The following is a 21254-nucleotide window of genomic DNA, read 5'->3' on the forward strand; positions in this document are numbered from 1 at the left end:
GCGATGCAGCGCTGGACCAGGCGGGCCGAAGCCGCTTCGCCCAGGGTCTCAAGGCAGGGCCGGTCGTCGATCGGAACCGGCTGGGGCGCCATGTCCGGGCCTTCGGGCAGGCGGGCCTCGGGCTCGCGGGCGGGGGAAGGCGCGGGCGTCGGGGCCGGCGCGGAGGCCGCCGGCTCCGGGCGCGGCTGGCAGGCGGCGAGCAGGCCGCCGAGGATCAGGCAGGCCAGAAGGGGCGATCGGGTCATGCGGGGCTCCGGGATCGGGGTTCGCCTTTGCAACGACGATGGCCCCGATCCGGCTCCGCGAAAAGCCTTATCGGCGCGCGGCCTCGACGGCGGCGCGCTGCAGGGCGAACAGTTCGGTGCAGCCGATTTCGGCCAGTTCGAATAGGCGGTCGAACTCGGCCCGGCTGAAGCCGCGCTTCTCGCCGGTGGCCTGGATTTCGACGATCTGGCCCGCGCCGGTCAGGACGAAGTTGCTGTCGGCCTCGGCGGTGGAGTCTTCCTCATAGTCGAGGTCCAGCACCGGCAGGTCGTTGAACACGCCGCAGGACACGGCCGCCACCTGATCCAGGATCGGATCGGTCGTCAGCACGCCCTCGTCCTTGAGGTAGTTGAGCGCCGAGGCCATCGCCACCCAGGCGCCGGTGATGGAGGCGGTGCGCGTGCCGCCGTCGGCCTGGATCACGTCGCAGTCGATCAGCACCTGACGTTCGCCCAGCGCCTTGAGGTCGACCACGGCGCGAAGGGAGCGGCCGATCAGGCGCTGGATTTCCTGGGTGCGGCCCGACTGCTTGCCGGCGGCGGCTTCGCGGCGGCCGCGCGTGTGGGTGGCGCGGGGCAGCATGCCGTATTCGGCCGTGACCCAGCCCTGGCCGGTGTTGCGCATCCAGCCCGGCACCTTCTCCTCGATCGAGGCAGTCACCAGCACCTTGGTGTGACCGAAGGACACCAGGCACGAGCCTTCGGCGTAGCGGTTGACGCCGGTTTCCAGCGTGACGGTGCGGAGTTGTTCGGGGGTGCGTTCGGACGGGCGCATGGGAATTCCTTGGAAGCGGGATGGCGCGTGCTTATCCTGAAACCATGAGCCTGTCCCGCCCTGACCCGTCTGTCGTGCGTCTTCGTCCGGCCTTGGCCGCCGACGCCGCGATCCTGGCGCGCTGGGACACGGCGCCGCATGTCGTCGCCTGCCTGACCGACGACCCCGACCATCATGAGGCCGCCGACTGGGACGAGGAGCTGGCTGCGCAGTCCGACGTCTTCCGCTACTTCATCGCCGAGGTCGACGGCCGTCCGATCGGCGCCATGCTGGACATCGACCCGGCGGGCGAGCCCAACGGCTACTGGGGCGAGATCGAGCCGAACCTGCGCGCCCTCGATATCTGGATCGGCGAGGCCGACGCCCTGAACCGGGGCCATGGGACGCAGATGATGACCCAGGCGTTGGACGCCTGTTTCGCCCGGCCGCAGGTCGAGGCGGTGGTGATCGATCCGCTCAACTCCAACACGCAGGCGCATAGTTTCTATCAGCGGCTGGGCTTCCGGCCGGAGGGGCGGCGCGTTTTCAACGGGACGGACGACTGCCTGGTCCATCGCCTGACCCGCGCGGACTGGGCGGCGCGGAGGATGGCGGCATGAGCCTGCTGCATCCCTCGCCGGGCCTGGCGACGCTGGACGCGCGGGCGCGCGACATCTTTCGGCGGGTGGTCGAGAGCTATCTGGAGACGGGCGAGCCGGTGGGGTCGCACACCCTGTCGCGCGCCGGGCTGGACCTGTCGCCCGCTTCGATCCGCAACACCATGCAGGCGTTGACGCAGGCCGGGCTGCTGGCCTCGCCGCATACATCGGCCGGGCGGGCGCCGACCCATGCGGGCCTGCGGCTGTTCGTGGACGGTCTCCTGGAAGTCGGCGACATCGGTCAGGAGGAACGGCGCGAGATCGACGCTCGGCTGGCCGTTCTGGGCGCCAAGGGCGGCGGCCGCAATGTCGAGGAGGCGCTGGATGCGGCCTCGTCCCTGCTGTCGGGTCTGGCGGGCGGGGCGGGAATCGTCGCCAGCCCGGTGCGCGAGGCGGGCGTGCGTCATGTGGAGTTCGTGGCCCTGGGCGGCGGACAGGCGCTGGCCGTGCTGGTCGCCGACGACGGGGTGGTCGAGAACCGGCTGATGAACCTAGCGCCCGGCGTCACGCCCTCGACCCTGCAGGAGGCGTCCAACTTCCTCAGCGCCCGGCTGAAGGGCCGTCCGCTGGCCGAGGCCCGGCATGAGATGAAGGCCGAGATGGAGGCCGCCCGGCGCGATCTGGACGCCGCCGCCGCCCGCTTGGTCGAAGATGGGCTGGCGGCCTGGAGCGGCGGCGCGGGCGGCGCAGGCCACGACCGCAACCTGATCGTGCGCGGGCGCGGCAATCTGTTGCAGGACGCCCGCGCGGCCGAGGATCTGGAGCGGGTGCGCGTCCTGTTCGACGATCTGGAGCAGAAGGAGCAGCTGATCGGCCTGCTGGACGACGTCGGCGCGGCTCAGGGCGTGCGCATCTATATCGGCGCGGAAACGCGACTCTTTTCGCTTTCGGGTTCCGCCGTGATCGCGGCGCCCTATATGTCGGGCCGGCAGCGGGTGCTGGGCGCCATCGGCGTCATCGGGCCCGCGCGGTTGAACTACGCCCGTGTCATCCCGTTGGTGGACTATACCGCCCGGGTGCTGGGCCGGATTCTGGACGGACAAGAGACGTGAACGACATCAACGACGAGACCCGGGATCAACTCGAGCAGGACATCAAGGAGTCCGAGGCGGATGCTGCGGCGGAAGGCGCCGACGGCGACATGGCTGTGGTCGACGCCCTGATCGCCGAGCGCGATCAGTGGAAGGACCGCGCCCTGCGCGCCGTGGCCGAGGCCGAGAACGTCAAGCGCCGCGCCGAGACGCAGCAGAACGACGCCCGCGCCTACGCCATTCAGCGCTTCGCCAAGGATCTGCTGAGCGTGGCCGACACCCTGGAGCGCGGTCTGGCGACGGCGCCGAAGGATGCGGACGGTCCGGCGGCCGCCATGGTCACGGGGCTGGAGCTGACGCAGAAGTCCCTGCTGTCGGCCTTCGAGGCCAACGGCCTGACCCGCGTCGATCCGGCGCCGGGCGACGCCTTCGATCCGCACCTGCATCAGGCGATGATGGAGCAGCCTTCGGACACCGTGCCGGGCGGGGCCGTCATCCAGACGCTGCAGCCGGGCTACGCCCTGTTCGGCCGCACCGTGCGCGCGGCCATGGTGGTGGTCGCGGCCAAGGGCTCGGGCGCCGCGGCGGGCGGCGCCTATGCGGACCCGAACACGACCGGCGGGAATTTCGACGCCAAGGCCTGATGGTCTTCGCGCGCTGAAACGACGACGGCCCGGCGCAGATGCGTCGGGCCGTTTTTCTTTGCTTGGCTTCCCGCGCCGCGCTTGCGGCCAAAGCATTGGGCCCCGGCGTCCGCCGGGGCGAGCGGAAGGAAGGGTCAGTTTTTCAATCTCGAATTGAACAGCGCCAGCAGCCGCCGCCAGCCGTCCTTCGCGTCCGCCTCGCGATAGGAGGCGCGATAGTCGGCGTGGAAGCCGTGCGGGGCGCCGTCATAGAGGATGATGGAGCTGTCGCTCCGGCCCGCGGCGCTCAGGGCGTCGTTCATCGCCTTGACCGTGTCGTTGGGAATGCCGCTGTCCTGGCCGCCATAGAGACCCAGCACCGGCGCCTTCAGTTCGCCCGCCAGGTCGATGGGCCAGGGGCGGCCCGCCGTCTTCTGCTCGTCAGTGGCCGTGGCGGCGGGGGACAGGCGGCCGTACCAGGCGACCCCGGCGTCCAGCGTCGGGAAGCGGGCCATGGCCTGCCACACCACCTTGCCGCCCCAGCAGAAGCCGGTGATCCCGACCTTGTCGGCCTTGGCCCAGGGCTGGGCGCCGATCCAGTCCAGCGTGGCGCCGATGTCGCCCATCACCTGGTCGTAGCCGGCGGCGGCGACGATGCGCTGGATCGCCTGCATGTCGCTGAGCGGGGCGGGATCCTGGACGCGGACGAAGAAGGCGGGGGCCACGGCCGCATAGCCCGCCTTGGCCAGGCGGCGGCAGACGTCGCGGATGTATTCGTGCACGCCGAAGATCTCGGACACGACGATGACGACGGGGAAGGGGCCGGCGCCTTCGGGTCGGGCGACATAGGCGGGCAGGGCGAAGCCGTCGGGCGCCGGATAGGCCGCGTCGGCCGTGATCAGGCCCGCCGTGTCGGTGGCGATCGGCTGGGCCGACTGGCTGAGGGCGGCGGGGGCGTAGGCGGCGAAGAACAGGCCGCCCGCCGTGGCTGCGCCCAGGCTGCGGCGGCTGGGGGCGATCTGGTCGGGGCTCAGGCCCTCGGGCCGGGTGATCAGGGTCATCTCGGGTCTCCGGTTGGCGCTGTGGAAGGCGTGACAGTGCCCCGGCTTTTTGCGCGCCGTCGAGTCTTTCCGCCTAGCCCGCGACCCTCAGGGTCAGGTTGACTCGTCCGCCGCCGGGCAGCAGCCGCGACGAGCCCGCCAGCAGCCGGTCGATCCCGTGACGCGCCAACCGCGCCGGGCCGGTCAGGGCGCAGACGTCGCCGGAGGCCAGGCGCACGCTGTGGGTGGCGCCGCCTTCGGCTGGGCCGATGCGGAACACCGCCGTGTCGCCTAGGGAGATCGACAGCACGGGCGCCGTCAGGTCGCGCTCGTCCCTGTCCTGATGCAGGCCCATCTTGGCCTCGCCCTGATAGAGGTTGACCAGGCAGGCGTCGGGCGGGCTCGGCCAGCCGGTCAGGGCGTCCCACAGGTTCAGCAACCGGTCGAGAATGGCGGGCCAGGATGCGCCGGTCACGGGATGGGTCGGCTGATAGCGATAGCCCGCGCGGTCCGACACCCAGCCCAGGGCGCCGAAATTGCTCATCCGCACCGAGAAGGGCCGCCCGCCCGGCGTGACGGGGCGATAGAGGGGCGCCGCCTCAAGCCCTCGCCGCACCTCGGCCAGCAGTTCTGCCTGTTCAGCGGCGTCCAGCAGGCCGGGCCACAGGCGAAAGCCGGGCAGGGCCGTCGGCGCTTCCCTCAGCTCTTTTCTGGACGATTGCAGGCGGTTTTGCGGGATCATCGACCGAATTTAGCGGCGCCGCGCCGCCTTGTCCGCCATAAGGCGCGGAATCTGGCCGGAACCGGGCGGAAGGCCTTGCAGCCCCTGCGGTCTTTCCCATATCCGAGCCAATCCGGCGATAACCCCCTTTTCGTTAGGGGTTTGTCCGCCGACCCCATCCACCGCCGAACCGGGCGTCGTCCGGCGAGGCACAATCTCAAAAGCCCAACTGGGGGCGGTCACGCGCGGCGCTTGATTTTCCGAGGCCGCCGCATCGCCCGCCGCAAGGAGTGAAAAAGACAAGCCCATGGCCAAGATCATCGGCATCGACCTCGGCACGACCAACTCGTGCGTCGCCGTCATGGACGGCAAGAACCCCAAGGTCATCGAAAACGCCGAAGGCGCCCGCACCACCCCGTCGGTGGTCGCGATCCAGGACGGCGGTGAAATCCTCGTCGGCCAGCCTGCGCGCCGTCAGGCGGTGACCAACCCCGCCAACACCTTCTTCGCCATCAAGCGCCTGATCGGCCGCAACTATGACGATCCGGTGGTGGCCAAGGACAAGGGCATGGTGCCCTTCGAGATCGTCAAGGGCCCGAACGGCGACGCCTGGGTCCAGGCGCACGGCAAGGACTATTCGCCCCAGCAGGTCTCGGCCTTCACCCTGGGCAAGATGAAGGAAGCCGCAGAGGCCTATCTGGGCGAGAAGGTCACCCAGGCCGTCATCACCGTTCCGGCCTACTTCAACGACGCCCAGCGTCAGGCGACCAAGGACGCCGGCAAGATCGCCGGTCTGGAAGTCCTGCGCATCATCAACGAACCGACCGCGGCCGCCCTGGCCTATGGTCTTGAGAAGAACGACGGTCAGAAGATCGCCGTCTACGACCTGGGCGGCGGCACCTTTGACGTCTCGATCCTGGAGATCGGCGACGGCGTGTTCGAGGTGAAGTCGACCAACGGCGACACCTTCCTGGGCGGCGAGGACTTCGACCTGCGTCTGGTCGACTACCTGGCTGACGAGTTCAAGAAGGAGCAGGGCGTCGACCTGCGCCAGGACAAGCTGGCCCTGCAGCGCCTGAAGGAAGAGGCCGAAAAGGCCAAGAAGGAGCTGTCCTCGACGACCCAGTACGAGGTCAACCTGCCGTTCATCACCATGAACGCTTCGGGCCCGCTGCACCTGAACATCAAGCTGTCGCGCGCCAAGCTGGAAGCCCTGGTCGACGACCTGGTTCAGCGCACCATCGAGCCCTGCGCCAAGGCGCTGAAGGACGCGGGCCTGAAGGCCTCGGACATCGATGAAGTGGTGCTGGTCGGCGGCATGACCCGCATGCCGATGGTTCAGGAAGCCGTGAAGAAATTCTTCGGCAAGGAGCCGCACAAGGGCGTGAACCCCGACGAGGTCGTGGCCCTGGGCGCCGCCGTTCAGGCGGGCGTGCTGCAAGGCGACGTCAAGGACGTGCTGCTGCTGGACGTGACTCCGCTGACCCTGGGCATCGAGACCCTGGGCGGCGTGTTCACGCCCCTGATCGAGCGCAACACGACGATCCCGACCAAGAAGGCCCAGGTCTTCTCGACCGCTGACGACAATCAGTCGGCCGTGACGATCCGCGTCTTCCAGGGCGAGCGCCCGATGGCCGCCGACAACAAGGTGCTGGGTCAGTTCGACCTGATGGGCATTCCGCCCGCGCCGCGCGGCATGCCGCAGATCGAGGTCGCCTTCGACATCGACGCCAACGGCATCGTCCACGTGACGGCCAAGGATAAGGCGACGAACAAGGAGCAGTCGATCCGCATCCAGGCCAACGGCGGCCTGTCGGACGCCGACATCGAGAACATGGTCAAGGAAGCCGAGGCCAACGCCGCGGCCGACAAGGCCCGCAAGGAGCTGGTCGAGGCCCAGAACGGCGCCGACAGCCTGGTCCACTCGACCGAGAAGGCTCTGGCCGAGCACGGCGACAAGATCGACGACGCGACCAAGGCGACCATCCAGTCGGCTCTGGACGATCTGAAGTCGGCCAAGGACGGCACGGACCCCGAGGCCATTCGCGAGAAGACCAACACCCTGGCTCAGGCCTCGATGAAGCTGGGCGAGGCCATGTACGCCGCCCAGCAGGGCGGGGCCGACGGCGCCGCTGAAGGCCAGCCCGCCGACGACGGCGTGGTCGACGCCGAGTTCGAGGAAGTCTCGGACACGGACGAGAAGAAGGACGCCTAAACCGGCGCCCCGCTGATGTTCGGCCCCGCTTGCCAGACGGCAGGCGGGGCCGTTTCATGAAACTTGCATCATTCGACCGGGCGCCCATGTCATCAGGCAGGCCGTCGGTCATCCGCGAACGGAGCGCCTCCAGATCAAGAGAGGCCGAACAGAACCCTGGCGCGGCGGGAAAGTAAGAGGACGAACGCCTGATGGCGCAACGTGACTATTACGAGATTCTGGGGGTCGAGCGGACGGTCGATGCGGCCGTGCTCAAGAGCGCCTATCGCAAGCTGGCGATGGAGCACCACCCCGACCGCAACGGCGGCTCCGAAGAGTCCGTGGCCCGCTTCAAGGAAATCTCCGAGGCCTATACCGTCCTGTCGGACGAGCAGAAACGCGCGGCCTATGACCGCTTCGGCCATGCGGGCGTGGGCGGCGGCGCGGGCGGGGGCAATCCCTTCGGCCAAGGCGGCCAGGGCTTCCACGACATCAACGACATCTTCTCCCAGGTCTTCGGCGACGCTTTCGGGGACGCGTTCGGCGGCCGGGGCGGCGGCGGACGCCAGAACCACGGGCCGCGTCGCGGCTCGGACCTGCGCTACGACCTCGAGATCACCCTGGAGCAGGCCTATAAGGGCGCCGAGGTCGAGATCGCCATCCCGACCCTGATGACCTGCGAGGTCTGCGACGGCTCGGGGGCCAAGGCGGGCACCAAGCCGACCATCTGCAACACCTGCGGCGGCGCCGGGCGCGTGCGCCAGGCCAACGGCTTCTTCCAGGTCGAGCGCACCTGCCCCCGCTGCGGCGGTTCGGGCGAGATGATCGCCGACCCCTGCACCACCTGCCGGGGCCACGGCCAGGTCCGCAAGACCCGCAAGCTCAGCCTCAAGGTGCCGGCGGGCGTGGATGACGGCTCGCGCATCCGCCTGTCGGGCGAGGGCGAGGCCGGCCAGCGCGGCGGGCCGCGCGGCGACCTCTATGTCTTCCTGTCGGTGCTGCCGCATGAACTGTTCGAGCGCGACAACCTGGACCTGCTGGTCACGGTGCCGGTGCCGATGACGGTGGCGGCCCTGGGCGGCATCGTCGACGCCCCCTGTCTGGTTTCCGACGCCTGCGACGGCAAGTGCAAGGCGGCGGTCGAGGTGCCTGCGGGCGCCCAGACCGGCAAGACCGTCCGCATCAAGGGCAAGGGGATGCCGCACCTGAACGGGCGCGGCCGCGGCGATCTGGTGGTCGAGCTGTTCGTGGAGACGCCGACCGATCTGACCGCGCGTCAGAAGGAGCTGCTGTCCGAACTGGCCGCCTCCCTGGGCGAAACCCAGACGCCCCGCAACACCAGTTTCGCGGGCAAGGCCAAGCGTTTCTGGGCCGACATCCTGGGCGGCGACGCCGATAATCCGAAAGAGACCGCGTGAGCGACATCTTCCACGCCGGCATCTCCGGCGCCCGGGGCCGCATGGGCCGCGCCGTTTCACAGGTTCTGGACGCCCGCGAGGACGTGGTGGTGGCCGCCCGTTTCGATCGCGGCGAGACGGTCGATCTGAAGCTGTGCGACGTCATCATCGACTTCTCGACGCCCGAGGCTTCGGTCGCCCTGGCCAAGGCTTGCGCTGCGGCGGGCGGACCGGCGCTGGTCGTCGGCTCGACCGGCCTGACGCCCGAGCAGGAGGCCGAGATCGAGGCCGCCGCCGACAAGATCGCCATCGTCATGAGCGGCAACTTCTCCCTGGGCGTGAACATCCTGATCGGCCTGGTCGAGCACGCGGCCCTGCGGCTGGATGCGCGCGACTGGGACATCGAGGTGCTGGAGACCCATCACCGGCGCAAGGTCGACGCTCCCTCGGGCACGGCCCTGATGCTGGGCGAGGCGGCGGCCAACGGCCGTGGCCGCGACCTGAAGGAACTGCGCAGCGCCCCTTACGACGGCATCACCGGCCCGCGCGAAACGGGCAAGATCGGCTTCGCCTCCCTGCGGGCGGGCGGGGTGATCGGCGACCATACCGTGATGTTCGCCTCGGAAGACGAGATGCTGACCCTGTCGCATTCGGCCATGGACCGCAGCCTGTTCGCCAAGGGCGCCGTGGCCGCCGCCGCCTGGGTGCGCAACCGTCGTCCCGGTCTCTACGACATGCAGGACGTGTTGGGCTTCCGTCAGGCTTGATGTTGGGGGCGCTGGCGCGCCCCTGTGCTATCGCTCGCCGCGCGGCGGCTCGCTGCTTGAGCGCAACGTCCTTCCGGTCAGGCGGGTTCGGCCAGAAGGGCGCCCATGGCCGCGCGCCAGGCGCCCAGATCGTTGGAGCGGCTGTCGATCAAGCGGCGGAGCGCTTCGCACCGGCCACGCGCCGGCGCCGTCATGCCCCAAGCCGGGAAGGCGCGGCGCTCGATCTGGCCACGAGCGACGACCTCGATTTCTTCATGACGCTCATCGAAATGCAGATGGAGCATCAGAATATCCAGAGCTGTCGGCGTTCCTTCGAGAACCTGCACGAACACGCCGTCCTGTAGGGTCAGCGCGCCGGTGATGCCGTTGCGAGCGTTCAGGAAGGCGGCGATATGGACGATGTCCGTCATCGCCGACGCCTCCTCCTCCGGGGCCAGTCGCGAGCGGCTGCAATAGACGAGCTGGTCCAGCGTGTTCATGGCGATCACGCTAGACCATTATCTACGGGTGTGAAAGCAAAGTCGCGGTCAACGTCCGGTTGAGCCGAAGCCGCCGGCTCCGCGTGCGGTCTCGTCCACCGCTTCGACCTCGATCATTTGCGCCTGTTCGTATCGGGCGATGACCATCTGGGCGATGCGGTCGCCGCGCTTGATCTCGAACGGCAGCTCGCCGAGGTTGATCAGGATGACCCCGACCTCGCCGCGATAGTCGCTGTCGATGGTGCCGGGCGAATTGGGCGCCGAGATTCCGTGCTTCAGCGCCAGGCCCGAGCGCGGGCGCACCTGGGCCTCATAGCCGGGCTCCAGCGCGATCTTCAGGCCGGTGGGGATCAGCTTGCGTTGACCCGGCTCCAGCACCACGGTCTCGCCCTCGCCGAGGGCGGCGCGCAGATCCATGCCGGCCGAACCGGGGGTCTCATAGGCGGGCAGGGCCAGGCCCTCGGCGTGGGGCAGGCGTTCGACGCGGATGACGGTCATGTCGGGGAGGGTCTCTCTCAGGCCTTGAAGTGATCGGCGATGCGCAGGGCCAGCTTGCGCGCCACCTCGGTCTTGGACTGGCGCGGCCAGGGTTCGGCGCCATTCTGGGTGAACAGGGTCACGGCGTTGCCGTCCGAGCCGAAGACCTCGTCGGACACGTCGTTGCCGACGATCCAATCGCACCCCTTGCGCGACAGCTTGGCGCGGGCGTTGGCCTCCAGGTCGCTGGTCTCGGCGGCGAAGCCGACCACCAGTTTCGGACGGCGCGGACCGGGGGCGGAGACGCCCGCCAGGATGTCGGGGTTCTCGATCAGGGCCAGGGACGGCGGACCGCCCGGCTTCTTCTTGATCTTGCCCGAGGCGACGCCGTCCACGCGCCAGTCGGCCACGGCGGCGCTCATCACGGCGATGTCGGCGGGAAGAGCCGCTTCGACGGCGGCCTTCATCTCTGTCGCGGCCTCGACCCAGACGCGGTTGACGCCGACGGGCGCATCCAGCGCCACGGGACCGGAGATCAGCGTCACCTGCGCCCCCAGCTCGGCCAGGGCGGCGGCGACGGCGTAGCCCTGCTTGCCGCTGGAGCGGTTGGTCAGGCCGCGCACAGGATCGATGGGTTCAAAGGTCGGTCCGGCGGTGACGACGGCGGTCTTGCCGGCCAGCGGGCGGCCGTCCGGTCCGGCCAGCAGGCGGGCGATCGTGTCGAAGATGACCGGCGGCTCGGCCATGCGGCCCGGCCCGAACTCGCCGCAGGCCATGACGCCGTCGTCCGGCCCGACCACGGCCATGCCGTGAAAGCCGTCGAAGCCTTTCAGCCGCGCGACATTGGCCTGAACCGCCGGGTGCAGCCACATGCGCACGTTCATGGCCGGGGCCAGCAGCACCTTCTTGTCCGTGGCCAGAAGCGTGGTCGAGGCCAGGTCGTCGGCCATGCCGTTGGCCGCCTTGGCGATCAGCCCGGCCGTGGCGGGCGCCACCACCACCAGATCGGCCCAGCGCGACAGCTCGATATGGCCCATGGCCGTCTCGTCTTCCGGCATGAACAGAGCCTGCCGCACCGGATGGCCGGTCAGGGCCGCCAGCGACATGGGGGTGACGAACTCGGCCCCGGCCTTGGTCAGGACGGTCATGACCTCGGCGTCCGCCTTCTTGAGCAGGCGGATCAGCTCCAGCGCCTTATAGGCGGCGATGCCGCCGCCGACGATCAGCAGAACCTTGCGGCCGGAAAGCGAGGGTGCGGTCATGCGGAAATCTGTAGCCGCGTCGCGTGACGGCGTCGAGACAAAGCGGTCTGGTTGGTGCGGGTGTAAATGGAACATTGTCGGAACAAAAATCTTGTGCCTAACTGTGTTCGACGGAATGTCGGGAGGGGTTTCCATGCGGATGCGGGTGACAGCGGCGCTGGCCGCGACGGTGCTGGTGCTGGCCGGGTGCGACAACGGCGGTTCGGCGGTGGAGACGCGCGAGAGAAGCGCGGCCGAGCCGGTCGGCCTGACTTCGGCGGGGGCGCCGGATGCTGCGGTCGAGACGGCTGCGGTCGAAGCGGCCAAGCCGCCCGTCACCGCCAATCGGCGCGAGACCGCCGACGCCAAGGTGCAGAGGCTTTATGCGCGCAACGGCGCGGATTTCGGCGCCACGTCGGCCGATGACTATCTTCAGAAGGTGCGGGCCTTCACCGAGGACGCGCCGAGGGGAACCGAGACGGTCAAGCGGCCGAACGGCGACACCCTTTTCTATCAGGCCTCGACCAACACCTTCGCCGTCGTGGATCGCAACGGCGTCCCGCGCACCATGTTCAAGCCCGACGACGGCCCCGCCTATTGGGCGCAGCAGAAGGAGCGAGCGCCGACCTTCGGCCAGCGCCGCAACGCGTCAGGCTCCGCCGAGTAGGGGGCGTCGGCCTAGGCCGGATCGAACGTCAGGGGCGCGCCCCAGAACTGGGCGACCAGATCCGACTGCGGGCCGGGCGTGCCCGTGGTCAAGAAGTCGCGGCGCGCCGACGCGCCCAGGTCGTATTCCGGGTGGCGGTCGAAATAGCGCTCCAGCGAGTCGGCCACGGCGGCGGGCTGGCTGATGACCTGGACGCCGGGCGGAAGGGCCTGGGCGAACAGGTCGGCCACGATCTCATAGTGGGTGCAGCCCAGGATGGCCTTGTCCGGGTGGCGGCCGATGCGGCGGCGCAGGGCGTCGACGTGGTCGTCGACCACCACCTTCAGCTCCTCGGCCGGGGCGCCCAGCTCGATCAGGCCCGCCAGGCCGGGGCAGGCTTCGGTGAAGACGGCCAGGTCGTCGCGGCGCTTGTCGATCTCGATCTCATAGACGCGGCTCATGGCGGTGGCGGCGGTGCAGAAGACGCCGGTGATGTCGATCGCCTCCTTCTTCTCGCCCTCCAGGCGGCTTTCGCGCTCGGCCTCGAACGACCAGGGCAGGCCGGTGGCCGCCTCGATGGTCGGGACGATGATGCCCAGGATGTTGACCGGCCGGCCCAGCTTTTCGCGCATCCCCGGAATCCAGGTCTGCTGCAGGCGGCGAAGGGCGATGGCCGAGGCGGTGTTGCAGGCCAGGATCACCACCGAGGCGCCGGCCTCGAACAGGCGCTCGCACCCGGCGCGGGTCAGCGCGACGATGTCCTCGCCGCCGCGCCCGCCATAGGGCGCGTGGGCCTGATCGCCCAGATAGATGAAGTCCCGCGTCGGAAAGCGGGTCGTGAGTTCGCGGTGGACCGTCAGGCCCCCCACGCCGGAGTCGAAAACGCCTATCGCCATGCAGCGGCCTTTAGCCTCGCGGGGTTTCGCCGTCCAATAGTTAGGACTAAACCGGATTTATGCGACGCCAAAAGCCCTTGCGCCGAAGGACGTCCGAAACAGCAATGGTTGGGAGACCTGGATGCACAGACGCCATCTTCTCATCGGGGGCGCGAGCCTCTTCGCCCTGTCGGGCTGCGCCTCGGCCGGGGCCGTGGAGAGCGCCGTGAGCGGCGCCGTCGCCGCCCTGACGACCGCCGATGAGGCCCGTATCGCCCGCGCCGTCCTGCCGGCGACCGCGCCGCGCGCCGAGCTGCTGCAGCCCTGGACCGGTCCGTATGAGGGCGTGCCGCCCTGGGACAAGGTGACGGCGCCCAAGATGCGCGAAGCCATCCTGGAAGGCATTGAACTGCAACGCGCCGACATCGCCGCGATCGCGAACAACGCCGAAGCCCCGACCTTCGCCAACACCATGGCGGCGATGGAGATGGCGGGCGAGCCGCTGGACCGCGCCCTGAACGTGTTCAGCGTGATGACGTCGAACATCGGCGGCGAGCAGTGGGACGTTCTGGAGACCGAGCTGTCGCCGATCCTGTCGGCCGCCTCGGACGAGATCACCTTCAACGAGAAGCTGTTCGCCCGCATCAAGGCCGTGGCCGACGGCGCCGACGCGGCGGGCCTGAACGCCCAGCAGAAGCGTCTGGCCGAGCGCAGCCGCGACGCCTTCGTGCGCAACGGCGCCGCTCTGGACGCCGCCGGCAAGGCCGAGCTGGGCCGCATCAACACCGACCTGTCGAACGCCTTCACCGGCTTCGGCCAGAAGGTGGTGGCCGACGAGAACACCTGGACCGTCATCGCCGATGAGGCCGGTCTGAAGGGCCTGCCGGAATCGAACAAGGCCGCCGCCGCGGCGGCTGCGCGCACGCGCAACGTCCAGGGCTGGGCCATCGTCAACACCCGCTCCAGCGTCGATCCCTTCCTGACCTTCGCCGACGACCGCGCCCTGCGCCAGCAGGTGTGGACCAAGTTCGCCAAGCGCGGCGACAACGGCGACGCCAACGACACCAAGTCGACCATCGCCCGCATCGTCGCCCTGCGTCAGCAGCGCGCCCGCCTGCTGGGCTTCGGCAACCACGCCGAATGGCGCATGCAGGACACCATGGCCAAGACCCCGGCCGCGGCGATGGACCTGATGCAGCGCGTCTGGGCGCCAGCCAAGGCCCGCGTCGCCGAGGAAGTCGCCGACATGAAGGCGATCGCCGGCCACGACATCGAGCCGTGGGACTACCTCTACTACGCCGAGAAGGTGCGTAAGGCGAAGTATGACCTCGATCAGAACGAGCTGAAGCCCTACTTCGAGCTGCACGCCGTGCGCGCGGCCTCCTTCTACATGGCAGAGCGCCTGTACGGCTTCGTCTTCAAGCAACTGCCCAAGGGCCAGGTCTCGACCTTCGAGCCGGACGTGACCACCTATGAGGTCACGGACAAGGCCACCGGCAAGCTGATCGGCCTGTTCTACGCCGACGACTTCGCCCGTCCGGGCAAGCGTTCGGGCGCCTGGATGACGACCTACCGCTCGTTCTCGAAGCTGACCGGCTCCAAGCCGATCCTGGCGTCGAACAACAACAACTTCGTCAAGGCGCCGGACGGTCAGCCGCTGCTGATCTCGCTGGACGACGCCGAGACCCTGTTCCACGAGTTCGGCCACGCCCTGCACTACTTCTCGTCGGTGGTGACCTATCCGTCGTTCGGCAACACGCCGCGCGACTTCGTGGAATATCCGTCGCAAGTGCACGAGCACTGGGTGCTGAGCCGCCCGATCCTCGACGGCTACATGAAGCACGTCGAGACCAAGCAGCCGATGCCGCAGGCGCTGGTGGACAAGATTGAGGCCTCCTCGACCTTCAACCAGGGCTACGCCACGGTCAGCTACCTGTCCTCGGCCCTGGTCGACATGGACCTGCACACCCAGGCGACGCCGCCGACCGACATCGACGCCTTCGAAAAAGCCTCGCTGGGCCGTCTGGGCATGCCCAAGGAGATCGTGATGCGGCACCGCCTGCCGCAGTTCAATCACCTGTTCACCTCGGACGCCTATTCGGCCGGCTACTACTCCTACCTGTGGTCGGAAGTGATGGACGCCGACACCTGGGCCTACTTCGAGGAGTCGGGCGACGTCTTCAATCCGGACATCGGCGGCCGCTTCAAGTCGATCATCCTGGCGCCGGGCAACACCACGGATCGCGGCGACGCCTATCGCCAGTTCCGCGGCCGCAACCCGGACGTGGCGGCCCTGCTGAAGGTGCGCGGCTTCCCGGTTTCTTAAGTGGGCCTACCGCCCTTCGGGCTACTTGAGGCCCGTTGGGCGCCTAGGGCCGCGTCGGGTCGAGAAGGCGAAAGCCTTCTGACCGCGGCCCAACCAAAGAGGGGGCCCGGCGGAGAAATCCGCCGGGCCTTTTCTATTTCGGCCGGGGTGGCGTAAGCCTTGGCTGTGTCACGGGCTGCGTCGGGTCGAGAAGGCGGAGCCTTCTGATCGCGGCACAGCAAAGAAGGAGCGCCCATGAGCGTCGTCGCCTCCTACGTCTACAAGGACGGCAAGCGGGTGCGCGAAGCGCCGCTGACGGCTCAGGGGCTGAGCCTGGCCAGGGGGGAGTACCTCTGGATCGGCCTGCACGAGCCGTCGGATGAAGAGTTCGACGTCCTGGTGCGCCGTTTCCACCTGCACCCCCTGGCGGTCGAGGACGCCTTGTCGGCGCATCAGATCCCCAAGCTGGAGGTCTACGGCTCCGAACTCTTCATCGTCGCCCGCACGGCCCAGGCCAAGGGCGACCGCATCCTGTATGGCGAGACCCACGTCTTCCTCGGCCCCAACTACGTCATCACCATCCGCCATGGATCGGCGCGGGCGCACACCCAGTTGCGCGCCCAACTGGAGGCCTCGCCGCACCAGTTGAGCCACGGGCCGGACTTCATCCTGCACGGGGTGCTGGACTTCATCGTCGACGGCTACATCCCCATCATCGACGCCATCGAGGACAAGGTGTTGGAGATGGAGCAGGTCGCGCTGGACAGCTTCCTGTCGCGCGACGACATCACCCGCCTGTTCCAGTTGCGTCGCGAACTGGTGAAGTTCAGCCGGGTGCTGGGGCCGATGGAGGAGCTCTGCGTCAAGTTGCAGTCGCTGGACCTGCCCTGCATCGACCGCGAGGTGCGGCCCTACTTCCGCGACGTGGCCGACCATGTGCGCCGCGTCGCCAGCCGCGCGGCGGGCCTGCGCGACATCCTGGCCTCGGTGTTCGAGGTGTCCAACCTGCTGGAACAGCAGCGCCAGGGCGTCATCACCCGCAAGCTGGCCGCCTGGGCCGCCATCCTGGCGACGCCGACGGCGGTGGCGGGCATCTACGGCATGAATTTCGAGCATATGCCCGAGCTGCGCTGGACCTATGGCTATCCGGCGGTGCTGGCCTTGATCGTCGCCATCTGCATCGGCCTTTACGTCACCTTCAAGCGGACCCGGTGGCTGTGATCAGCCGCTGTTCCGGAGGCCCGCCGCCACGCCGTTGATGGCGAGCAGGATGCCGTTGCTGACGCGCGGGTCGTCGTCGCCTGCGCGGCGACGCCGGATCAGCTCGATCTGCACATGGTTCAGCGGCTCGACATAGGGCATCCGCTGGCGGATCAGCCGGTCCAGTTCGGGCTGGCCGCCCAATAGAGTCTGTTGGCCGGTGATCGACAGGACGGCCGCGACGGTGCGGTCCCATTCGGCGCGGATGGCGTCATAGATGCGCTCGGCCAGGGCGGCGTCGGGGACCAGGCCGGCGTAGCGGCGCGCGATGGCCATGTCGGCCTTGGCCATCACCATCTCCATGTTCTGGACCACGGTGCGGAAGAAGGGCCAGGTCTCGGCCATGGCGCGCAGTTCGGCCGGGTCTTCGCCCTGAACCGCCGAGCCGAAGCCGAACCAGCCGGGCAGCATGACCCGCGACTGCGACCAGCTGAACACCCAGGGAATGGCGCGCAGATCCTCGATGGCGGGGGAGGCGGTGCGGCTGGCCGGGCGCGAGCCGATCTTCAGGTCGGCGATCTCGGCGATGGGGGTGGCGGCGCGGAAATAGTCGACGAAGCCCGGCGTCTCATAGACGAGGGCCCGATAGGCCTTCATCGAGGCGGCCGACAGGCGCGCGGCCGCGGCCCCGTGCTCGGCGCTGTAGCCCGCGTCGGACTGCGGCCCCAGCGAGGCCAGCAGGGTTCCGCAGGTCAGGGCGTCGAGGTTGCGCTGGGCCACTTCCGGCTCGCCGTATTTGTTGGCGATGACCTCGCCCTGTTCGGTGACGCGGATGCGGCCCGCGACGGTGCCGGCGGGTTGGCCCAGCACCGCTGAGAAGGCGGAGCCGCCGCCGCGCCCCACGGCGCCGCCCCGGCCGTGGAACAGCTGGAGCCGCACCCCCGCCGCGCGCGTGACCTCCAGCAGGGCGCGCGAGGCCTCGTGCAGCTCCCAGCCCGAGGTCAGGTAGGAGCCGTCCTTGTTGGAGTCCGAATAGCCGATCATCACCTCCTGCACCCCGCGCGCCTCGGCCACGGCGCGGGCGGAAGGCTCGGCCAGGACGCGCTCCAGGGTGGCGCGGGCGGCGCGCAGGTCGTCGATCGTCTCGAACAGGGGGGCGGCCTGAATGGGGCAGGCGCCGGGATCGGCCGGGTCGTAGAGGCCGACCTCCTTGAGCAGCAGATAGACCTCCAGCATGTCCGAGGCGGCGTCGGTCTTGGACACGATGTGGGTGCGGATCGCCTGCGGGCCGAAGGTCGAAAGGGCCTCGGCGGCGGCCTGAAGGATGGCGCGCTCCTTCAGCGTCTCGGCCGCGTAGTCGGCATAGGGGGAGAAGAGGGGACGGGGACTGGCCAGTTCGCGCGCCAGCACGGCCAGCCGTTCGGCCTCGTCCAGGGCGGCGTAGTCGGGGCAGACGCCCGCGACCTTCAGCAGGTCGGCGACCACGCGCTGATGCACGTCCGAATTCTGGCGCAGGTCCAGCGTCGCCATGTGGAAGCCGAACACGTCCGCCGCCGTGATCAGCCGCGCCAGCCGGTCGTCGGCGAAGACGGCGCCGTGGGTCCGCACCAGGCTGTCATGCAGGATGTTCAGGTCGGCGCGGAAGGCGTCGGGTCCGTCATAGGCCGGGGCGTCAAAGCGGGCCGGGCGCGGCGTCGGCTCGCCGGTCAGGGCGGGGTGGGCGGCCGACAGCCGGGCGTAGATCTGGCTGAGCGCCCGGCGATAGGGTTCATCCGCGCGCTGGATGGAGGCGTCGCCCGACCCTTGCGCCAGGGCGGCCAGTTCGGGCGTGACGCGGGTCAGGTCGATGGACAGGCTGAGTTCGGCGCCCAGGGCGTGCACCTCGTCCAGATAGAAGCCCAGCGCCGCCCGGGCCTGGCTGCGGAAGGCGGCGCGCAGGGTGTCGGCGTCGACATTGGGGTTGCCGTCGCGATCGCCGCCGACCCAGGAGCCGATGCGCACGAAGGGCGTCAGGTCCGGCGCGTCGAGCAGGCGGCGCCACTCGGCCAGCTGGGCCGGGGCGACATGAAGAAAGATGCGCTGCAGCCAGTCGACCACGGTGTCGATCTCGTCCTGCACCACCAGGGCCGAGGCGCGGGTCAGCCGCGTGGCCCACAGGATGACGATCTGGCGGCGCAGCGCGGCCTTCAGGGTGTCGGCGTCGCAGGCGATCCCGTCGCGGTCGCAGCCGTCCAGCAGTTCGCCGACCGCCGTGGTGCGGTCGATGACGCTCTTACGGCGCACCTCGGACGGGTGGGCGGTCAGCACCGGCGAGATCAGGGCCTGGGCCAGCAGGTCGCGCACGGCGTCCCTGTCGGCGCCCGCCTCGGCCAGACGCTTAAGCACGCCTTCGGGGGTGTCGGCGCGCTCGCCGGCCTCGGCCTGGGCCTGGGCGCGGCGCTTGCCTGCGCGATCCTCGGCGACGTTGGCCAGCAGGGAGAAGGCGGCGAAGCCGTGCGTCAGGCCGATGGCCTGATCCAGCGACAGCTCGCCCAGCAGCCGCTCCAGCTCCGAAGCGTCGTCCGAGGCCGGGTCGCGGTGATAGGCCACCGAGGCCCGCCGCACCGCCTCGATACGGTCGTAGAGATCCTGGCCGCCCTCGTCGCGGATCACTTCGCCCAGCAAGGCGCCCAGAAGCCGGACTTCGTCGCGGAGGCGGTCGTGGGGAAACTCGGGGGATTGGGTCATGTAGGTCGTCTCTCAGCGGGGAGGCCGGACAGGAACCGTATCAGCGGGATCCGAACGCGCCAGCCCATGCTGCAACGCAGAAACCCTTTGTGTGGTCGCCTTTCGTCGCGAGAAACGGAGTCGACATCGCCTTGCTTTTCCGCCATAAGCCGCGACTTCCGGCGCAATTGAACCTGCGCCTCCACCGGGACGACCCCATCCTTTCATGGATGGATGAGCCCGGAGAGGGCCTCTGTCGACGTGATCGTTCGCAGAGGTCGCCCGCCTATGGGCGTTTCTCATGGAGGCTGACGGCCCAGGCGCATGAAAGGGTTTGAATGTTCGAGGCTCTGAACGAGCGGCTGACAGGCGTTTTCGACCGGATCACCGGCCGCGGCGCCCTGTCCGAAAAGGATGTCGAGGAGGCCCTGCGCGAGGTCCGCGTCGCCCTGCTCGAGGCCGACGTCGCCCTGCCGGTGGTCAAGGACTTCATCGCCCGCGCCAAGACGGCCGCGACCGGCGAAGAAGTCATCCGCGCGGTCAAGCCCGCCGATCAGGTGGTCAAGATCGTCTATGACGGCCTGGTCGAGATGCTGGGCGGCGAAGAGCCGGTTCCGCTGAACACCAATGCGACCCCGCCCGCTGTCGTGCTGATGGCCGGTCTGCAGGGCTCGGGCAAGACGACGACCTCGGCCAAGCTGGCCCTGCGCCTGTCGAAGTTCGACAAGAAGAAGGTCATGATGGCCTCGCTGGACACGCGTCGTCCGGCGGCCATGGAGCAGCTGGCTACGCTCGGTCAGCAGATCGAGGTCGCGACCCTGCCCATCGTGGCGGGCGAGAGCGCGGTCCAGATCACCCGCCGCGCGCTGCAGTCGGCCAAGCTGCAGGGCTTCGACGTCCTGATCCTCGACACCGCCGGCCGCATCACCCTTGACGAAGGGCTGATGAACGAGGTGGCCGAGGTCGCCGAGATCGCCAAGCCGGTCGAGACCCTGCTGGTGGCCGACAGCCTGACGGGTCAGGACGCGGTGCGCACCGCTAGCGCCTTCCACGAGCGCCTGCCGCTGACGGGCCTGGTGCTGACCCGCGCCGACGGCGACGGGCGCGGCGGCGCCATGCTGTCGATGCGCGCCGTCACCGGCCTGCCGATCAAATATCTGGGCGCGGGCGAAAAGGTCGATGCGCTGGACGTCTTCGACGCCCGCCGCGTCGCCGGTCGGATCCTGGGGCAGGGGGACATCGTCGCCCTGGTCGAGAAGGCCGCGGGCGAGCTGGATCAGGCCAAGGCCGAGAAGATGGCCCGCAAGCTGGCCAAGGGCCAGTTCGATCTGGACGACCTGGCGGGTCAGCTGAACCAGATGAAGAAGATGGGCGGTCTTCAGGGCATCATGGGCCTGCTGCCGGGCGTGGCCAAGCTGAAGAACCAGATGGCCGAGAACAACGTCTCGGACAAGATGATCGACCGCCAGCTGGCCGTCATCAGCTCCATGACCAAGGCCGAGCGCAAGAAGCCGGACCTGCTGAACGCCAGCCGCAAGAAGCGCGTGGCCAAGGGCGCCGGCGTCGAGGTTCAGGACATCAACCGCCTGCTGAAGCAGCACCGACAGATGGCCGACATGGTCAAGTCGCTGTCCAAGGGCGGCGGCAAGAACCTGCAGAAGATGGCCTCCATGATGGGCGGCCTGCCCGGCATGGGCGGCGGCGGTCCGGATATGAACCGCCTGAAGGCCCTGGGCGGCGGCAAGATGCCGGAACCCTCGGCCGATGAAATGAAAGCCATTCAGGACCGCCTGGCGGGTCTGGGCGGCGGACAACTTCCGGGGGGCCTTCCGGGTCTGCCGGGCTTCCCCAAAAAGAACTAACGCCTTTCTAGAAA

General features: G+C 69.0%; 18 protein-coding genes and 1 pseudogene. 10 read left to right on the forward strand and 9 right to left on the reverse strand.

Going from position 1 to position 21254, the window contains the following annotated elements; all coding sequences use genetic code 11:
- Both BJP32_RS17365 and rph read right to left on the reverse strand, forming a co-directional pair.
- Positions 1–245 (reverse strand): annotated as a pseudogene (locus tag BJP32_RS17365) (hypothetical protein); the annotation flags it as partial.
- A 67-nt stretch (positions 246–312) separates the two neighbouring features.
- On the reverse strand, positions 313–1038 hold the full coding sequence (gene rph, locus BJP32_RS13075; protein ID WP_040346471.1) for a ribonuclease PH: 726 nt from the start codon (positions 1036–1038) through the stop codon (positions 313–315).
- Between the two features lie 44 nt (positions 1039–1082).
- Here rph and BJP32_RS13080 point away from each other — a divergent pair, with 44 nt between their 5' ends.
- The 3 genes from BJP32_RS13080 to grpE are packed head-to-tail and all read left to right on the forward strand — an operon-like array spanning position 1083 to position 3351.
- Complete coding sequence (locus BJP32_RS13080; protein ID WP_233126841.1) at positions 1083–1637, forward strand: GNAT family N-acetyltransferase; 555 nt, start codon at positions 1083–1085, stop codon at positions 1635–1637.
- Positions 1634–2728: a heat-inducible transcriptional repressor HrcA gene (gene hrcA / locus BJP32_RS13085; protein ID WP_003166648.1), complete on the forward strand. Its 1095-nt coding sequence runs from the start codon at positions 1634–1636 to the stop codon at positions 2726–2728. Before BJP32_RS13080 ends, hrcA begins: the two co-directional genes overlap by 4 nt.
- Positions 2725–3351: a nucleotide exchange factor GrpE gene (gene grpE / locus BJP32_RS13090; RefSeq protein WP_046653048.1), complete on the forward strand. Its 627-nt coding sequence runs from the start codon at positions 2725–2727 to the stop codon at positions 3349–3351. Before hrcA ends, grpE begins: the two co-directional genes overlap by 4 nt.
- Positions 3352–3485: 134 nt before the next feature.
- Here grpE and BJP32_RS13095 read toward each other — a convergent pair whose 3' ends face one another.
- Entirely contained in the window at positions 3486–4391 is a 906-nt protein-coding gene (locus BJP32_RS13095) for a dienelactone hydrolase family protein (protein WP_046653049.1), read from the reverse strand.
- A 73-nt stretch (positions 4392–4464) separates the two neighbouring features.
- Entirely contained in the window at positions 4465–5112 is a 648-nt protein-coding gene (locus BJP32_RS13100; protein ID WP_076224432.1) for an alpha-ketoglutarate-dependent dioxygenase AlkB, read from the reverse strand.
- Between the two features lie 286 nt (positions 5113–5398).
- Here BJP32_RS13100 and dnaK point away from each other — a divergent pair, with 286 nt between their 5' ends.
- The 3 genes from dnaK to dapB all read left to right on the forward strand — a co-directional run bounded on the left by dnaK (position 5399) and on the right by dapB (position 9449).
- Positions 5399–7306, forward strand: coding sequence for a molecular chaperone DnaK (dnaK, locus tag BJP32_RS13105; protein WP_003166651.1), 1908 nt, complete (start codon positions 5399–5401; stop codon positions 7304–7306).
- A 191-nt stretch (positions 7307–7497) separates the two neighbouring features.
- Positions 7498–8703, forward strand: coding sequence for a molecular chaperone DnaJ (gene dnaJ, locus BJP32_RS13110; RefSeq protein ID WP_046653051.1), 1206 nt, complete (start codon positions 7498–7500; stop codon positions 8701–8703).
- Entirely contained in the window at positions 8700–9449 is a 750-nt protein-coding gene (gene dapB / locus BJP32_RS13115; protein WP_076224433.1) for a 4-hydroxy-tetrahydrodipicolinate reductase, read from the forward strand. Before dnaJ ends, dapB begins: the two co-directional genes overlap by 4 nt.
- Positions 9450–9526: 77 nt before the next feature.
- Here dapB and BJP32_RS13120 read toward each other — a convergent pair whose 3' ends face one another.
- Genes BJP32_RS13120 through coaBC form a run of 3 tightly spaced genes read right to left on the reverse strand, consistent with a single transcriptional unit; the run spans position 9527 to position 11667 of the window.
- Entirely contained in the window at positions 9527–9928 is a 402-nt protein-coding gene (locus BJP32_RS13120) for a BLUF domain-containing protein (RefSeq protein ID WP_076224485.1), read from the reverse strand.
- A gap of 48 nt (positions 9929–9976) precedes the next feature.
- Complete coding sequence (gene dut, locus BJP32_RS13125; RefSeq protein ID WP_003166655.1) at positions 9977–10426, reverse strand: dUTP diphosphatase; 450 nt, start codon at positions 10424–10426, stop codon at positions 9977–9979.
- A gap of 17 nt (positions 10427–10443) precedes the next feature.
- A complete protein-coding gene (gene coaBC / locus BJP32_RS13130; RefSeq protein WP_076224435.1) occupies positions 10444–11667 on the reverse strand; it encodes a bifunctional phosphopantothenoylcysteine decarboxylase/phosphopantothenate--cysteine ligase CoaBC in 1224 nt (407 codons plus the stop codon).
- Between the two features lie 133 nt (positions 11668–11800).
- Between coaBC and BJP32_RS13135 the strand changes: the two genes are divergently transcribed.
- Positions 11801–12313 carry an S-type pyocin family protein gene (locus tag BJP32_RS13135; RefSeq protein WP_076224437.1) on the forward strand — a complete coding sequence of 171 codons (513 nt, stop codon included), beginning with the start codon at positions 11801–11803 and terminating at the stop codon, positions 12311–12313.
- Positions 12314–12324: 11 nt separating this feature from the next.
- Here BJP32_RS13135 and BJP32_RS13140 read toward each other — a convergent pair whose 3' ends face one another.
- Positions 12325–13188 (reverse strand): glutamate racemase, encoded by an 864-nt coding sequence (locus BJP32_RS13140; protein ID WP_076224438.1) that lies wholly within the window; start codon positions 13186–13188, stop codon positions 12325–12327.
- A 121-nt stretch (positions 13189–13309) separates the two neighbouring features.
- On the opposite strand from BJP32_RS13140, the gene BJP32_RS13145 reads away from it, so the two are divergent.
- Positions 13310–15493, forward strand: coding sequence for a M3 family metallopeptidase (locus BJP32_RS13145; protein ID WP_046653057.1), 2184 nt, complete (start codon positions 13310–13312; stop codon positions 15491–15493).
- 234 nt (positions 15494–15727) lie between these two features.
- Entirely contained in the window at positions 15728–16693 is a 966-nt protein-coding gene (locus BJP32_RS13150) for a magnesium and cobalt transport protein CorA (RefSeq protein WP_003166660.1), read from the forward strand.
- Here BJP32_RS13150 and ppc read toward each other — a convergent pair whose 3' ends face one another.
- Positions 16694–19399 (reverse strand): phosphoenolpyruvate carboxylase, encoded by a 2706-nt coding sequence (gene ppc, locus BJP32_RS13155; RefSeq protein WP_076224440.1) that lies wholly within the window; start codon positions 19397–19399, stop codon positions 16694–16696.
- A gap of 317 nt (positions 19400–19716) precedes the next feature.
- On the opposite strand from ppc, the gene ffh reads away from it, so the two are divergent.
- Positions 19717–21240: a signal recognition particle protein gene (gene ffh / locus BJP32_RS13160; RefSeq protein WP_046653059.1), complete on the forward strand. Its 1524-nt coding sequence runs from the start codon at positions 19717–19719 to the stop codon at positions 21238–21240.
- Positions 21241–21254 lie beyond the last annotated feature (14 nt).

This window comes from Brevundimonas sp. ZS04, from assembly GCF_001956865.1.
In the GTDB taxonomy this organism is placed as follows: domain Bacteria; phylum Pseudomonadota; class Alphaproteobacteria; order Caulobacterales; family Caulobacteraceae; genus Brevundimonas; species Brevundimonas diminuta.

Excerpts from the sequence above, each read along its gene's own strand:
- rph (WP_040346471.1), bottom strand. The coding sequence starts at position 1,038 with ATGCGCCCGTCCGAACGCACCCCCGAACAACTCCGCACCGTCACGCTG.
- BJP32_RS13080 (WP_233126841.1), top strand. The coding sequence starts at position 1,083 with ATGAGCCTGTCCCGCCCTGACCCGTCTGTCGTGCGTCTTCGTCCGGCC.
- hrcA (WP_003166648.1), top strand. The coding sequence starts at position 1,634 with ATGAGCCTGCTGCATCCCTCGCCGGGCCTGGCGACGCTGGACGCGCGG.
- BJP32_RS13095 (WP_046653049.1), bottom strand. The coding sequence starts at position 4,391 with ATGACCCTGATCACCCGGCCCGAGGGCCTGAGCCCCGACCAGATCGCC.
- BJP32_RS13100 (WP_076224432.1), bottom strand. The coding sequence starts at position 5,112 with ATGATCCCGCAAAACCGCCTGCAATCGTCCAGAAAAGAGCTGAGGGAA.
- dnaK (WP_003166651.1), top strand. The coding sequence starts at position 5,399 with ATGGCCAAGATCATCGGCATCGACCTCGGCACGACCAACTCGTGCGTC.
- dnaJ (WP_046653051.1), top strand. The coding sequence starts at position 7,498 with ATGGCGCAACGTGACTATTACGAGATTCTGGGGGTCGAGCGGACGGTC.
- BJP32_RS13120 (WP_076224485.1), bottom strand. The coding sequence starts at position 9,928 with ATGAACACGCTGGACCAGCTCGTCTATTGCAGCCGCTCGCGACTGGCC.
- dut (WP_003166655.1), bottom strand. The coding sequence starts at position 10,426 with ATGACCGTCATCCGCGTCGAACGCCTGCCCCACGCCGAGGGCCTGGCC.
- coaBC (WP_076224435.1), bottom strand. The coding sequence starts at position 11,667 with ATGACCGCACCCTCGCTTTCCGGCCGCAAGGTTCTGCTGATCGTCGGC.
- BJP32_RS13135 (WP_076224437.1), top strand. The coding sequence starts at position 11,801 with ATGCGGATGCGGGTGACAGCGGCGCTGGCCGCGACGGTGCTGGTGCTG.
- BJP32_RS13140 (WP_076224438.1), bottom strand. The coding sequence starts at position 13,188 with ATGGCGATAGGCGTTTTCGACTCCGGCGTGGGGGGCCTGACGGTCCAC.
- BJP32_RS13145 (WP_046653057.1), top strand. The coding sequence starts at position 13,310 with ATGCACAGACGCCATCTTCTCATCGGGGGCGCGAGCCTCTTCGCCCTG.
- BJP32_RS13150 (WP_003166660.1), top strand. The coding sequence starts at position 15,728 with ATGAGCGTCGTCGCCTCCTACGTCTACAAGGACGGCAAGCGGGTGCGC.
- ppc (WP_076224440.1), bottom strand. The coding sequence starts at position 19,399 with ATGACCCAATCCCCCGAGTTTCCCCACGACCGCCTCCGCGACGAAGTC.
- ffh (WP_046653059.1), top strand. The coding sequence starts at position 19,717 with ATGTTCGAGGCTCTGAACGAGCGGCTGACAGGCGTTTTCGACCGGATC.